Annotated in this window: 13 protein-coding genes; 9 read left to right on the top strand and 4 right to left on the bottom strand. The window is 32.5% G+C overall.

Annotated features, from left to right (window positions below):
• Positions 1 to 39: 39 nt before the first annotated feature.
• A complete protein-coding gene (locus CLV33_RS03030; RefSeq protein ID WP_105472644.1) occupies positions 40 to 3,954 on the bottom strand; it encodes a hybrid sensor histidine kinase/response regulator transcription factor in 3,915 nt (1,304 codons plus the stop codon).
• A gap of 310 nt (positions 3,955 to 4,264) precedes the next feature.
• Between CLV33_RS03030 and CLV33_RS03025 the strand changes: the two genes are divergently transcribed.
• Complete coding sequence (locus CLV33_RS03025; protein WP_146109705.1) at positions 4,265 to 4,648, top strand: hypothetical protein; 384 nt, start codon at positions 4,265 to 4,267, stop codon at positions 4,646 to 4,648.
• 102 nt (positions 4,649 to 4,750) lie between these two features.
• On the opposite strand, the gene CLV33_RS03020 is transcribed toward CLV33_RS03025, so the two are convergent.
• Both CLV33_RS03020 and CLV33_RS03015 read right to left on the bottom strand, forming a co-directional pair.
• Positions 4,751 to 6,298: an Rne/Rng family ribonuclease gene (locus CLV33_RS03020; RefSeq protein WP_105472642.1), complete on the bottom strand. Its 1,548-nt coding sequence runs from the start codon at positions 6,296 to 6,298 to the stop codon at positions 4,751 to 4,753.
• Between the two features lie 425 nt (positions 6,299 to 6,723).
• Positions 6,724 to 7,014 carry an HU family DNA-binding protein gene (locus CLV33_RS03015; RefSeq protein ID WP_042242127.1) on the bottom strand — a complete coding sequence of 97 codons (291 nt, stop codon included), beginning with the start codon at positions 7,012 to 7,014 and terminating at the stop codon, positions 6,724 to 6,726.
• Between the two features lie 142 nt (positions 7,015 to 7,156).
• On the opposite strand from CLV33_RS03015, the gene mutY reads away from it, so the two are divergent.
• The 4 genes from mutY to gldD all read left to right on the top strand — a co-directional run bounded on the left by mutY (position 7,157) and on the right by gldD (position 10,654).
• Positions 7,157 to 8,194 (top strand): A/G-specific adenine glycosylase, encoded by a 1,038-nt coding sequence (gene mutY, locus CLV33_RS03010; protein ID WP_105472641.1) that lies wholly within the window; start codon positions 7,157 to 7,159, stop codon positions 8,192 to 8,194.
• 89 nt (positions 8,195 to 8,283) lie between these two features.
• Positions 8,284 to 8,736 (top strand): single-stranded DNA-binding protein, encoded by a 453-nt coding sequence (locus tag CLV33_RS03005; RefSeq protein ID WP_105472640.1) that lies wholly within the window; start codon positions 8,284 to 8,286, stop codon positions 8,734 to 8,736.
• 27 nt (positions 8,737 to 8,763) lie between these two features.
• Complete coding sequence (locus tag CLV33_RS03000) at positions 8,764 to 10,068, top strand: gliding motility-associated protein GldE (protein WP_042242121.1); 1,305 nt, start codon at positions 8,764 to 8,766, stop codon at positions 10,066 to 10,068.
• A 1-nt stretch (position 10,069) separates the two neighbouring features.
• Positions 10,070 to 10,654, top strand: coding sequence for a gliding motility lipoprotein GldD (gene gldD, locus CLV33_RS02995; RefSeq protein ID WP_105472639.1), 585 nt, complete (start codon positions 10,070 to 10,072; stop codon positions 10,652 to 10,654).
• 100 nt (positions 10,655 to 10,754) lie between these two features.
• On the opposite strand, the gene CLV33_RS02990 is transcribed toward gldD, so the two are convergent.
• On the bottom strand, positions 10,755 to 11,261 hold the full coding sequence (locus CLV33_RS02990) for a heavy-metal-associated domain-containing protein (protein WP_105472638.1): 507 nt from the start codon (positions 11,259 to 11,261) through the stop codon (positions 10,755 to 10,757).
• 103 nt (positions 11,262 to 11,364) lie between these two features.
• On the opposite strand from CLV33_RS02990, the gene CLV33_RS02985 reads away from it, so the two are divergent.
• From CLV33_RS02985 to rpmA, 4 genes are all read left to right on the top strand, one after another.
• Entirely contained in the window at positions 11,365 to 12,240 is an 876-nt protein-coding gene (locus CLV33_RS02985) for a DMT family transporter (protein WP_105472637.1), read from the top strand.
• A 272-nt stretch (positions 12,241 to 12,512) separates the two neighbouring features.
• Positions 12,513 to 12,965 (top strand): DUF4199 domain-containing protein, encoded by a 453-nt coding sequence (locus tag CLV33_RS02980; protein WP_105472636.1) that lies wholly within the window; start codon positions 12,513 to 12,515, stop codon positions 12,963 to 12,965.
• 96 nt (positions 12,966 to 13,061) lie between these two features.
• Positions 13,062 to 13,718 (top strand): 50S ribosomal protein L21, encoded by a 657-nt coding sequence (rplU, locus tag CLV33_RS02975; protein WP_105472635.1) that lies wholly within the window; start codon positions 13,062 to 13,064, stop codon positions 13,716 to 13,718.
• Between the two features lie 40 nt (positions 13,719 to 13,758).
• Positions 13,759 to 14,019, top strand: coding sequence for a 50S ribosomal protein L27 (gene rpmA, locus CLV33_RS02970; protein WP_042242106.1), 261 nt, complete (start codon positions 13,759 to 13,761; stop codon positions 14,017 to 14,019).
• Positions 14,020 to 14,125 lie beyond the last annotated feature (106 nt).

Here is a 14,125-nt window from a genome sequence, read left to right as displayed (position 1 = left end):
ATACTCTATTAGATTAAATAAAAAATAACTGATAAACAGTTACTTACGAAATTCCGAAGGGCTTTCTTTAAATTCTTCTTTAAAGGCTTTACTAAACCAGTTAGGATCGTTAAAGCCTACTGCATAGGCAATCTCTGAAATAGACAAATCTGATGTTTTTAAAAAGTCTTTGCTTTTTTCTAAGCGCACTTTTCTTATAAAAACGGCAGTACTTGTATTGGAAATCGCTTTTAGCTTTCTGTAAAGTTGCGAGTCGCTCATAGCTAAAGACTTGGCAAGTTCTGTAGCGCCAAAATTGGAATCATCTAAGTGTTGATGAATATGGTCTATAACCGTATTTAAGAAATTAAGGTTTTTATCAGTGGTTTCGTTTTTCTTTTCCTTTTTATCTACTGCTGCATTAACGGCGTAAACTTTTTGTAGTTTTTTACGCTTAGCAATAAGCATTTGCATACGTAGAAGCAGCTCTTTTTTATTAAAAGGTTTGGTTAAGTAAGCATCTGCACCACTTGTAATACCTGTAAATCTATCTTCTTGCATTGCTTTAGATGTAAGCATTACAATAGGAATGTGGTTAGTGTTAGCGTTAAATTGTAGCTTTTTGGTTAATTCAAAACCATCCATAACAGGCATCATAATATCCGTTATAATAATGTCTGGTATGATGTTTTTTGCTTTTTCGAGCCCTTCTAATCCATTTTTAGCAAATAATACTTTGTATTTCCCTTGCAAACACGAGGCAATATAACGCGCCATATCTGTGTTGTCTTCAACAATTAAAACAGAGTTAGTGTCTTCTGGTGTTATAATTTCGTCTAATTGAGGCACATAAGTTTTACCAATAGTACTTTTTATTACCCTTAATTCTGGTGTTATAATTTCAGCAGTGTGTTTTATGGGTAAGTTTACTGTAAAAGTTGTGCCCTGTTTTAACTTAGAATGAACCTCTATAGTGCCATCCATAAGTTGAACCAATTCTTTAGTTAGCGATAAACCAATGCCCGTGCCTTGAGATATTTTATGTTCTTGGTTTTCTACTTGGAAAAACCGATCAAAAATATAAGGTATTTCTTTTTCGGGAATTCCTAAGCCTTGGTCTATTATTCTAATTTTTAAAAATTGGCTAAATGTTTCAATAGCTATTGTTACCTGAGAATTTTCCAAGGAAAATTTGAGAGCATTCGAAATTAAATTGGTAAGAATTTGGCGTATTTTTTCAGCATCAAAATCCATCTTTAGCGTATCAATTTCAGATTCAAACTTAAGGGTTACCGATTGTTCTTGGGCTATGCTAGAAAAGCTATCTACCAAATGTTTAACATAGGGTATAATATCGCTTTGTGTTGTATTAAGGGTTATTTTTCCTTGTTCTAATTTGGCTAAATCTAACATTTGATTGACCAAATGGAGCAAATTATTACTATTTTGTTCAATAGTATTTAAGGCAGTATTAACTTGGTCTTTTTCCGAAAAGCGCTCCTTTAAATTACTTAAATATCCAAGAATTACAGTAAGTGGTGTTCTAAACTCGTGAGTAATATTAGTAATGAAGCGTGTTTTTAAATCGTCTAAATCCTTAAGACGTTTAGATTCTTGTCCTGCAATTTGGCGTTGTAAACTTATACGGTAAAAAGCAAAAACAACGCTTAAAAACAACAGTAGATATGCCAAATATGCCAAATTACTTTTGTACCAAGGGGGAGAAACGCTTATTTTTAATTCTAAAGGTGGCTTTTGCCATAAATTATTTCTCGATTTACCCTGTATTTGTAATGTATAAGATTTTGACGATAAATTTAACAATTGAATGCTATTTTTAGTGTCTAAACTGTTCCATTCTTTATCGTCTGGTAATAGTTTGTAAACGTAATTTATATTACTATTGGGCCTAAAATCCAAAGCTGAGAAACTTAAATTTACTGGAAAATCATCATAGTTAAGAAAAACCGATTTAGCATTTACAATACTTGTATTAATAACGCTATTTAACAGGGCTGGAGACACGTAATAATCTTTAATTTTTAAGTTGGTAAATTTAAGTTGTCCTTCTACATCCAATTCTTTAATGCGTTTAGGATTAAAAATGTTTAAACCATTAATACCTCCAAAATACAAGTTGCCATTGTTGGTATTTTTAAAAACAGCGCCAAGGTTAAATTCTGTGCTTTGAATACCATCTTTAGGACTATAGTTTGCAAAGGTTTCTTCTAAAACATTAAAACTAAATAATCCGCCATTGGTAGACAGCCATAGGTTTTTATTTTCATCTTCGGTAATATTATACACAAAGGCATTTGTGAGTCCGTTGCGCTTACCATAAAATTTAAAACGATTTAGCTCAGGAATGTATTTGTTTAATCCTTTTCTTGAGGCAATCCACAGATTTTCATTAGTATCGATAAAAGAACTAAGCACTCCTCTTGTTATTAACCCATCGGTTTCATCATAATTTTTTATGAGTTTAAATTGGTTTTCTTCGATTTTAAATTGGCTTAATCCTTTTTGAGTACACATCCAATAGTTGCTATTTTGGTCTTGAATCATAGATAGTGTAAACAATGAAGGAAAAGCCTCAGAACTATAATTTATAAACTTTAAATCGTTGTATTTAATAGAACCCACAAATTTTGAGAACCCTGAATTATAGGTAACAACCCAAACATTTCCATTATTATCGGTATACACGCTTCTTAAGTTTTCATCAGGAAGTGTAAAAGAATTTTTGGGTGAAACAGGTAGTTTAATGAATTTAGGGGTGTTAATATTTAAATTGTCTAGTAGTATTGCAAAAGCACCCTTGTCTGTAGCAAACCAAACATGGTTTTCGTTATCTTTTGTAAAACTTCTTACACGATATTCTGGAAAGATTTTATAATTGTCAGGATTTCGATTATCTGAAATAATTAAGCCACTGGAAGATCCAATAAACAAATACTCTTTGGTATCTAAAACTGCAAAAACCGAAGGGTCGCCTAAGTTAAATCTATCTGTAGGTTGTTCAAAAACAGGATTATGCTTTATGGCTGCAATGTCTAAATTAATATTTCCTATATAGAGTAAATCATCATCATAAAAAAGTGTATAAACATTATTAGAGTTTATAGTGTATTCGTCATACTTTTTATTAGCTTTAAAATGCTTGTTTATTGTAAATACGTTATCTTTTAGGTAACATTTTAAAAGCCCACTATTAGTTGCAACAAAAAAATAGTCTTCAATTTTAATTAAATCATTCACTTTAAACCCTTCTGAAAAATCTTTCGGCTGTATTTTAATTTTATGAAGTTTTGATGTGTTATCAAGTTTATAAACACCAGTATTACAGCAGATAAACAATGTATTATCTATAGATACTATGTTATTAATTTGACTTGGAACTTCACATATTTTTTGAAGTATAAGGGTTTGGTTTAATGTTTTAGTGTTTAATTGAAAACTATAAATACTTCCGTTTTTAGAAGAGACGTATGTTGTTTCGTTAATTATTGAGAGTCCAGAAACCTCTTTCGGGTTTTCTTTATCGAAAACTAAGGGCACCACAGTATTGTCTTTAATAACAACGAGCCCTTTGTTATAATAAGCGCCAATTACAAAAGTGTTATTAGATGCTATGCGAGTACAATTGGCATTAGATAAATAAATCTGTTTAATGGCTTCGCTATCAGTATTTATAGTGAGTAGCCCATTTTGGCCAGTACCAATATAAACTTTGTTTTTATGAGAGTTTATAGCGCCAATTCTGTATCCGGCAATATCTATATTGGTTTTTTTGTCTGGTAATGGAGTCCAAAAATCATGGCCATCAAAACGTACAACACCATCAGAAGTACCTAGCCATAAAAACCCATGTTCATCTTTCGTAATACAATGAATTGTTTCTTGAGGTAAGCCTTCGTTTAGGCCATAATGATCAAATACTAAATTTTGTGCAAGAGAACTAAAACTCCAGAACACTACTATTATAAGAAGGCCTAAATATTGAAAAAACAGACGGTTAATGGTTGTGAAATTTAAATAGTTACTAGCTTAAATACTCTAAATTAGCAAATTTTAAAAATTAATACATGTTAAAGCCATTTTTTTAAATAGCTAAATGACTGCTTAGTTGAATATAACTATTAAAATCTAGTGCATTACATTAGGATTGCTTTTTTATTTTGAGTATAATTTAGTGTAGCCATATGTTTGTGTAAAATTATTCACAAAACAACGCAACCATTATAAAATTTAGGTATCTAAAAGGGAGATGTTTATTAATGGAAATATGAAAAAAATACTATTTATGGCCCTATTTATAGTGGGTTGTTCTTCAAACAACAACTATTTTACAGCCAAAAACATCACTGTAAACTACAGCGATTGCTCAAATATGCCATTACCAAATCTAAAAGTTTGCTTAGATTCTGTTAATGATGGAAGATGTCCTTCTGATATGGTTTGTGTTTGGGGCGGAAATGCTTCTGTTCGTTTAACCTTAAAATCTACTAAGAAAAGAAAAACGTTTACGCTTAATACCCATAGTAATTTTCAACAGGATACTCTTATTGATGGTATGCTAATAAAGCTTTTAAGTGTAACGCCTTATCCTAAAGGAGATGAAATAGATATGGCAAAATATGTAATTGAGTTAGAGGTTACTAACCAGTAAAAACGTATTGATAAAACTATGAGAAAGGATACTGCTATTTCAGGACGGGACTCTATATAAAATTAAAAACCCGCAAACTCAAAAAAGTAGCGGGTTTTTTAATTATTTAATTTTATTACCATCTTTATCGAAAAAGTGGTATTCTAAATATGTGTAAGCATCTCGGGGTAAAACTTTAACCCATTTTTTGTGTTCTAAAAACCATTTAGAACGTATTGATGGAAAGCCTTTTGTTAAGAAGGCTGCTATAAAAGGATGTGTGTTTAAGGTCACCTTTTTGTAGTCTTTTTTTAATAGTTTCTCAAGATCGTGATTTATTTTTTGCACTATGCCTATTGGTGCTTCTACCTCAGAACCATTAATAATCTCGTCTGGATTTTCCTCGCGAGTTTTAATGTTCATTTCTGGGCGTGTGCGTTGTCTTGTTATTTGTATCAAACCAAATTTGCTTGGTGGCAGTATTTTGTGTTTTGCTTTATCGTCTTTCATTTCATCACGAAGATGATTAAAGAGCTTCTGCCTGTTTTCAGACCTTGTCATGTCTATAAAATCAACTACAATAATGCCGCCCATGTCGCGTAAACGCAATTGGCGTGCAATTTCTGTAGCTGAAATTAAATTAACTTCTAAAGCCGTTTCCTCTTGGTTATTAGACTTGTTAGATCTGTTGCCACTGTTTACGTCTATAACATGGAGCGCTTCGGTATGTTCTATTACCAAATAGGCACCTTTTGTCATGGATACAGTTTTCCCAAAGGAGGTTTTTATCTGTCTCTCAATTCCGAATTTTTCGAAAATTGGAACTTTGTTTTGATACAATTTAACTATTGATTCTTTTTTAGGTGCAATTTCTTGCAAGTAATCTTTAATTTGGTAGTACAGCGTTTCGTCATCAACTGTTATTCCGGTAAAGGTATCGTTAAATATGTCTCGTAAGATAGACGAGGCTTTATTCATTTCTCCTAATACTTTACTGGGGTGATGTGCTTTGTACAACTTTTTACACATTGCATTCCATCGCTGGAGCAAATTCTGTAAATCTTTATCTAATTCGGCTACTTTTTTGCCTTGTGCTACAGTACGAACAATAATACCAAACCCTTGTGGTGTAATACTTTTTACCAAGCGTTTTAAGCGGTCTTTTTCTTCGCGCGATTCTATTTTTTGAGAAATAGAAATACGATTGGAAAAAGGCATTAAAACAATATATCTACCAGCTATGGATAACTCTGAGGTTATTCGTGGCCCTTTAGTAGATATAGGTTCTTTTACTACTTGTACTAATAGCGATTGATTGGATTTTAAGACGTCGGCAATTTTGCCATCTTTCTCAATATCTTTTTCAAATGGGAAGTTTTTTAAAGAAAAATCTTTTAGTTTACCTGTGCTTACACGTTTTGTGAATTTTAAAAGCGAAGGTAATTTAGGGCCTAAATCGTGATAATGCAAAAAAGCATCTTTATCGTAACCCACATTTACAAATGCGGCATTTAGCCCTGGAACAGTTTTGCGTATTTTGGCGATAAACACGTCGCCAACTGCAAAATTGTTATCATCTTCATCCTTTTGTAATTCAATAAGTTTTCCATCTTTTAATAAGGCAAAATCAACAGCTTCTGAATCAGATCGAATAATCAATTCTTTATCCATTGTGTTAATTTTATCCCGATAAACATCGGGAGGATTAAACTTAATTTTTATAACCTGATAGTTGCTATTTTAATTCATTTGTCAGGTCTAATGCCTTAATTTTATTTAGGATTTAAACTCTAAATGTAACTTAGGCATTTCACAGGATTTTAATCCGTGGAGTTCAAAATACACCGTTTAAGGTGCTAAAAATAATAGGAACTCATTTCAAAGAACTTTTTAAATTATCCCCTTCTTAAATTAAGGGGATTAAAATCAAAAAAAAGTAGCTGTTCTAACTACTTTTTTTCGTTTACTTTTTCTTTTTGTGACGGTTAGCGCGTCTACGTTTTTTACGCTTGTGCGTCGCTACCTTATGTCTTTTACGTTTTTTACCACTTGGCATAAATAGTGTCTTTTAAATTAATGATTTATTTTAATGCGTTTTACTTAACTTCTACGTTAGTTTTTACACCCTCAACAAAAACTTTTGCAGGTTTAAATGCAGGTATATTGTGTGCAGGTATTTTAATAGTAGTATTTTTAGAGATATTTCTACCAGTTTTTTCGGCTCTTGTTTTAATTATAAAGCTTCCAAAACCTCTTAAATATACATTGTCACCACTCTCAAGCGATGTTTTAACTTCTTCCATAAATGTCTCAACAGTTGCTTGAACATCACCTTTTTCAATTCCTAATTTCTCAGAAATTTTTGCTACTAAATCAGCCTTCGTCATTTTTTAAACTTTTAATTATTGGGTTACTATAAATTTTAAAAGGGATGCAAATATATGCATTTAATATTCAATATTTCAAACCTAATTCATTAAAATTTAAGATTATAAACGTTTATTTTAGCACTTAGTATAAATTTAATTCATGTCTTTTTCAAAAATTTTAAACAGCTGGTACTCAGTTAATAAAAGAAGCTTGCCTTGGCGGGAAACTAATAACCCTTATTTTATTTGGCTATCAGAAATTATTTTACAACAAACACAAGTAAAACAGGGCTTGCCTTATTACAACGCTTTTGTAGCTCAATTTCCAACGGTTTTTGATTTGGCAAACGCTAAGGAAAGCGAGGTTTTAAAATTATGGCAAGGGCTAGGGTATTATTCGCGCGCTAGAAACCTTCATGTTACAGCAAAATATATAGCAAATACATGTAATGGCGAGTTTCCAAATACTTATAAAGGACTTTTAAAATTAAAAGGTATAGGCGATTATACGGCAAGTGCGATAGCTTCTATTTGTTTTAATGAGGTTACGGCGGTTGTTGATGGTAATGTGTACCGAGTACTGTCTCGCTACTTTGGCATAGACACGCCTATTAATTCTACCAAAGGCATTAAAGCATTTAAGGCTTTGGCGCAAGAGTTGATAGACGCCAAAGATCCTGCAACATTTAACCAAGCCATTATGGAGTTTGGTGCCACACAGTGCAGGCCTAAAAACCCAGACTGTATGTTTTGTCCGTTTCAGGCATCTTGTGTGGCATATAATAAAGGTAGGGTTGATGAACTACCAGTGAAGTTAAAAAAACTTAAAGTAAAGCAGCGTTACTTTAATTTTTTAGTATTCCTATCAAAAGACAATAAAACCATCTTAGAAAAGCGAAAAGGTAAAGGCATTTGGCAAAACTTATACCAGTTTCCTCTTATAGAAACAGACGATAATATGGCACATAATGATTTTTTGAAATTAGTAAAAGCACATTCACTTTTAAATGGTAAAACATTTGAGTTGCATCAATATAACGATGTTCCTAAAGTTCATAAATTATCGCATCAACATTTGAATACTACATTTTGGATTGTTAATATTGATTTGGTTGAAAATGGTGTGCCTTTTGAAACTATTACAGATTACCCTGTGCCGATTTTAATTGGTAATTTTATTGAAGTGTTTCATTTTTAAGCAAATCGCTTTTTATTCTTATTTTTTTATTAATTTTAGAAATGTGAAGATTGAATACCTATTTTTGCAATCTCTAAAAAAATTAAGTTATGGCTGGTACATTAAATAAAGTAATGCTAATTGGTAATTTGGGTGATGATGTTAAAATGCACTATTTTGAAGGTGGTGGTTGTGTAGGGCGTTTTCCTATAGCAACAAGTGAAACCTACATGAGCAAACAAACCAACGAGCGCATTACAAATACAGAATGGCATAATATAGTGGTACGAAATAAAGGTGCCGAAATTTGCGAGAAGTATTTAAGTAAGGGTGATAAAGTTTATATTGAGGGTAGGTTGAAAACCAGAAAATGGACAGATGATAAAGGGAACGACAGGTATTCTACCGAAATACAATGTACAGATTTTACATTTTTATCTACAAAAAAAGATAGTGATACAAATGCAGCTAATGCAGGTTCTCCATCAGTCTCAAGCCCTTCGGGAAACGAACCGACTCCAAATCAGTCCGCTACCGATGATAACGACGATTTGCCATTTTAACTCTAAGTGTAACTAAAACCAAAGTCCTTGGATCCTGAACCCCCGAGTTTACAAGCGTTAATTGCCACAATTGATATTTCAATTGTATCTGGATTTGTATTGCTCTTTGTATTATTATGCTGTTCTGCTTTAATCTCTGGAGCGGAAGTGGCACTTTTCTCCTTAACCAGAACAGATATAGACAGTCATCCTGAGTCTGAAAATAAGCGTTTCAAAATTATTCTTCAATTACTAGAACGCCCAAAAAAATTATTGGCTACAATTCTAGTTGCAAATAATTTTATAAATATTGCAGTTGTGCTGCTATTTGCCTATTTAGGCGATTTTATGTTTAAAAATGTAGCAAATCCAACATTTAAGTTTATTTTAGAAGTTGTTGTTGTTACCTTTTTAATTTTACTATTTGGTGAAATTTTGCCTAAAATTTATGCAAGCCGAAATAATTTAAAATTTGCAAGTTTTATGGCATATCCACTAAAGGTTTTAGATGTGCTAATTTCTCCTTTAAGTTTGCCAATGCGAAGTATTACTTTAGGAATTCACAGTAAGTTAGGAAAACAAAAATCTAATTTAAGTGTAGACCAATTATCGCAAGCGCTGGAACTAACCAGTCATGAAGATACTTCAAAAGAAGAAAAGAAAATTTTACAAGGTATTGTGTCTTTTGGAAATACAGATACAAAACAGGTTATGCGCCCGCGAATAGACATTTTTGCGCTAAATGTAGAACAAAAATACACCGATATAATACCTGAAATTATTGAAAACGGCTACTCTAGAATTCCTGTTTATCAAGAAAACGTAGATAACATAAAAGGTATTCTCTATGTAAAAGATTTGCTGCCTTATATAGATAGAAAACAATTTGATTGGACGAGTTTACTTCGCGAACCATTTTTTGTGCCCGAAAACAAAAAGTTAGACGACTTAATGGCAGAGTTTCAAGATAAAAAAGTGCATTTGGCAGTTGTGGTTGATGAGTATGGCGGAACTTCTGGGTTAATTTCCTTAGAAGATATTATTGAAGAAATTGTTGGTGATATAAGCGATGAGTTTGATGACGAAGATTTAAATTACTCTAAATTGGACGATAAAAATTATGTATTTGAAGGTAAAACGGCATTAAAAGATTTTTATAAAGTAATTAAACTTGAAGACGACACAATTTTTGAAACAGAGAAAGGAGAAGCCGAAACCATTGCAGGATTTGTTTTAGAAATCTCTGGAAGTTTCCCAAAACTACAATCAAAAATATTTTTCAGGGATTACGTTTTTACTATAGAGGCAATGGATAAAAAAAGAATTAAACGTGTAAAGGTTACCATTAATTAATATGAAATTTAAGCTTAGTATTTTAGTTGTTTTGGTGTTGCTGTCTTGCGGTGGTGAAGATTACGTACCCAAGCCTAAAGCATATTTAAGGTTAGACTACCCAAAAGCTACTTATAAAACACAAGAACTACCAAATATACCGGTGGTTTTTGAGGTGAGTAGTTTAGTAAACGAGCTTAAAATTAAAACTATGGCCAGTTCTACTAAAAGTTATGGTATTAATTTAGAGTATAAACCATTAAAGGCAACACTGTTCTTAACTTATAAAGCCATTAATGGAAGTGAGAAAAACTTAGAAGATTTTTTAAATGACGCACAAAAACTCACTTTAGAACACACCAAAAAAGCAGATGAAATTCCTGTATATCCTTTTGAAAATAAAAAACGTAAAGTTTACGGAATGTTATCGGAGGTTAAGGGTAATGCTGCTTCCCCAGCGCAATTTTATGTAACCGATAGTGTGAATCATTTTTTAACAGGGTCGTTATACTTTCATGCAAAACCAAATTACGACTCTATTTTGCCAGCGGCTAATTTTTTACAAAAGGATATTAAGCACATTATGGAGACTATAGAGTGGCAATAGTATTTTGTTGGTAGTTTTTCTAATGATTTTTCAAAAAAAAACTTCCCATTTCTGAGAAGCTTTACACGTATCAACACTTATTATTGGAATAAAAAAGGGGCTAAGCTTTTTTAGCGCAGCATGCCATTTTGCAATCTGCTTTACACGCCATTTTTTCAGCGCTTTTTACACCGTTTTTACAACAGTCTTTTTCACAACCAGGTTCACAAGCTTTTGTTTTTGCTTCATTAGAAAACGCATCAACAGTTTTCATGTCGCTTACCTTGTAAATATCTGCAACATTAGTCACGGTTTCCTCTAAACTGGTTGGTGTTACCTTGGCTTCATCGTATTCAACCATAGCTAATTCTTTTTCAAAATCAACTTTTGCAAATGTCACACCTTCCATTTTGGCTATTTTCTTTTCAATAGTTGCAGCACAACCTACAGCACAAGTCATGCCTTTAACTGTAAATTCTGCTTTCGCATAGGTAGCATTTGGGTCTAGCTCTTTTTTCGCCTCAGCAGTTTCAACTTCAATAGTCTTTACTTCAGCCTCTTTGTTTTTGCAGCTTACTAGTACTAGCGTTAATAGCGCTACTCCTAGTATATATTTTAATGTTTTCATGTTTTAATCTGTTTTTAAAATTTGTGTTACAAAATTACTAAATAATGTGATTTATTGCTTTAAAAACTTGATTTTTGTGCTTTTAAAGTAACATATACTTGCTATGGCTGGAAATTCCCTTAAATGGGTGTACCTTATTGTGCTTTCCCTTATTTGGGGAAGCTCTTTTATACTTATAAAAAAGGGGTTAATTGGGTTAACGCCTGTGCAATTGGGAGCTATCCGTATTATTTTTACCGCTTTTTTTTTATTTATTGTTGGTTTTAAACGCATTAAGACTATAAAATTAAGAGAGTGGAAATGGGTAATACTTACAGGATTGTTAGGTACTTTTTTCCCAGCATTCTTTTTTGCTTTTGCCGAGACAGAAATAGATAGTTCTGTAGCTTCAATTTTAAACTCCTTAGTGCCTTTAAACACTATTGTATTAGGATTTGTAGTATTCAAAATAAAATCCACAAAACGACAGGTTTTGGGCGTTTTTATAGGGCTTACGGGTACGTTGTTACTTGTTTTAAATGGTGCATCTGTTAATCCTAATCAAAATTATCTTTTTGTTACATTTATTATAGCTGCTACGCTAATGTATGCGGCAAGTGTAAATATTTTAAAACGTTATTTGCAACACGTAAACGCTTTAACTATTGCAGTTGGAAATTTTGCAGCTATTGTAGTGCCTGCATTACTTATATTGGCATTTTCTGGTTTTTTTAAAGCAGAAGCTTTAGCTGCACCAACCTTAAAGCCCGCCTTATTGTACATGCTTATTCTATCTCTGTTTGGAACAGCAATTGCCAAGGTAATGTTTAATAAACTGGTACATATTGCTACTCCTGTATTTGCATCATCAGTAACTTACCTTATGCCAATTATTGCCGTTTTTTGGGGTATTTTAGATGGAGAGCGGTTTGAGTTTATACAAGGCATTGCCGCTTTGGTAATTTTGCTTGGTGTGTATTTGGCACACAAACGCAAATAGCTTTTTTTTAATGTAAAAAAAACAGGAATTTAAACAGCATTTGGGTTTTAAATTAGAGCCAAAATAAAACCAGCTAAAAGCCACTATTAGCTTGCTACAGGGTAATTGGGTTTTAGGGATTCCTCATATAATCTGCTTCAAAATTATTAAAAGTCAATTTTTTTTGCGAACTTTAAGTGATTTGAAAAAATTATACAAGCCAAACCATTTTAAGAATAGTAGTAAAACTATTCGAAAATATAATTTTATAAATCATTAAAAATTAAATTTTTATGAAAAAATTAATCCTTCCCATTCGTTTTGGTCTGGTAACAAGTGCAGTTTTAATAGCCTATTTTTTGGTGCTATCCTTATTTAACAAACATGTTAATCCTGCGTTTAGTATAGTAAATGCAGCCATAACACTTTTTGGTATTTACGAAGCTATTAAAGTTAGTAAACTACAATACCCTTCTGTATTCAGCTATGGCGAAGGTTTTAAAACTGGTGTAATAACAGGAGTTGTGGCAACAATAGTTTTCACACTGTTTTTCCTGTTATATGCTACTGAAATTAATGCCGATTTCTTACCCGGTTTACTGGAGAATATGAACTGGGGTTTTAAGTCGCATATTGGCCTCATTGTATTCATTGTAGCTATTATGGGCTTTTCTACATCGCTAGTGTCTTCGCTAACGGTAATGCAACTCTTTAAAAACAGCAATAATTACGTTGAAAATAAGTAAAACGTTTGTAGATTAATTATTTAGAAGTATATTTGCACCCGCCTTAAACAAATTAAGGTGTTTTTTGAATATAAATAATTAATAAAACGTTACGCTATGTACGCAATTGTAGAGATAGCAGGGCATCAATTTAAAGTTGAGAAAGACCAAAAAGTTTTTGTTAATCGTTTAGCTACAGAAGAAGGTAAGAGTGTATCTTTCGATAACGTACTTCTTTTAGGCGATGGTGACAAAATAACTGTAGGCGCCCCAGCTATAGACGGAGCACAGGTAAGTGCAAAAGTCTTAAAGCACCTTAAAGGAGATAAGGTGATAGTTTTCAAAAAGAAAAGAAGAAAAGGTTACCGTGTTAAAAATGGACACAGACAATCTTTATCTGAAATCGTAATCGAATCTATCGTTGCTTCTGGTGCTAAAAAAGCTGCCAAAACTGAAAAAGCTGAGCCGAAGGCAAAAGCAGAAGCTAAAGCAGCTGCACCAAAAACAGCTTCTAAAAAAGCAACGGATAAAGCAGATGATTTAAAGAAAATTGAAGGTATTGGTCCAAAAATTGCTTCAACATTGGTAGAAGCAGGAATTGCAACCTTTGCAGAATTAGCAAAAACTGATGCTGATAAGATTTCTGAAATCATTGCAGATGTTCGTGGTAATCATGTTACAGACACTTGGCCAGCACAAGCTAAATTAGCTGCTGAAGGTAAGTGGGATGAGCTTAAAAAATGGCAAGACGAATTAGACGGCGGTAAAGCGTAATAGCTAACGGCTAAGTTTAACAATATAAAATCGAAATAAAATGGCACATAAAAAAGGAGTCGGAAGTTCGAAAAACGGTAGAGAATCAGAATCGAAACGCTTAGGTGTTAAGATTTTTGGTGGGCAAGCAGCAAAAGCTGGTAACATTATCGTAAGACAAAGAGGGAATACACATCACCCAGGTGAAAATGTATATTCTTCTAAAGATCATACATTACACGCTTATGTAGATGGCGTTGTAAAATTTACTAAGAAAAAAGATAATAAATCTTATGTTTCTGTTGAGCCATTTGAGGCTTAGTAAATATAGTTGTTAAAATATTTAACCTGAGAATTTATCGAGGTTAAAAAAAACCCTTTCTGTTAAAAGAAAGGGTTTTTTATTTTTATATTTAGTTTCAATTTAT

Source organism: Jejuia pallidilutea (assembly GCF_002973595.1).
GTDB lineage: Bacteria > Bacteroidota > Bacteroidia > Flavobacteriales > Flavobacteriaceae > Jejuia > Jejuia pallidilutea.
Note: the sequence above shows the minus strand (reverse complement) of the source record. Positions and strands in the feature narration are given on the sequence as shown.

What these genes read in the sequence shown, in the direction of transcription:
- CLV33_RS03025 (WP_146109705.1), top strand. Translation starts at nt 4,265, where the DNA reads ATGAAAAAAATACTATTTATGGCCCTATTTATAGTGGGTTGTTCTTCA.
- CLV33_RS03020 (WP_105472642.1), bottom strand. Translation starts at nt 6,298, where the DNA reads ATGGATAAAGAATTGATTATTCGATCTGATTCAGAAGCTGTTGATTTT.
- CLV33_RS03015 (WP_042242127.1), bottom strand. Translation starts at nt 7,014, where the DNA reads ATGACGAAGGCTGATTTAGTAGCAAAAATTTCTGAGAAATTAGGAATT.
- mutY (WP_105472641.1), top strand. Translation starts at nt 7,157, where the DNA reads ATGTCTTTTTCAAAAATTTTAAACAGCTGGTACTCAGTTAATAAAAGA.
- CLV33_RS03005 (WP_105472640.1), top strand. Translation starts at nt 8,284, where the DNA reads ATGGCTGGTACATTAAATAAAGTAATGCTAATTGGTAATTTGGGTGAT.
- gldD (WP_105472639.1), top strand. Translation starts at nt 10,070, where the DNA reads ATGAAATTTAAGCTTAGTATTTTAGTTGTTTTGGTGTTGCTGTCTTGC.
- CLV33_RS02990 (WP_105472638.1), bottom strand. Translation starts at nt 11,261, where the DNA reads ATGAAAACATTAAAATATATACTAGGAGTAGCGCTATTAACGCTAGTA.
- CLV33_RS02985 (WP_105472637.1), top strand. Translation starts at nt 11,365, where the DNA reads ATGGCTGGAAATTCCCTTAAATGGGTGTACCTTATTGTGCTTTCCCTT.
- CLV33_RS02980 (WP_105472636.1), top strand. Translation starts at nt 12,513, where the DNA reads ATGAAAAAATTAATCCTTCCCATTCGTTTTGGTCTGGTAACAAGTGCA.
- rplU (WP_105472635.1), top strand. Translation starts at nt 13,062, where the DNA reads ATGTACGCAATTGTAGAGATAGCAGGGCATCAATTTAAAGTTGAGAAA.
- rpmA (WP_042242106.1), top strand. Translation starts at nt 13,759, where the DNA reads ATGGCACATAAAAAAGGAGTCGGAAGTTCGAAAAACGGTAGAGAATCA.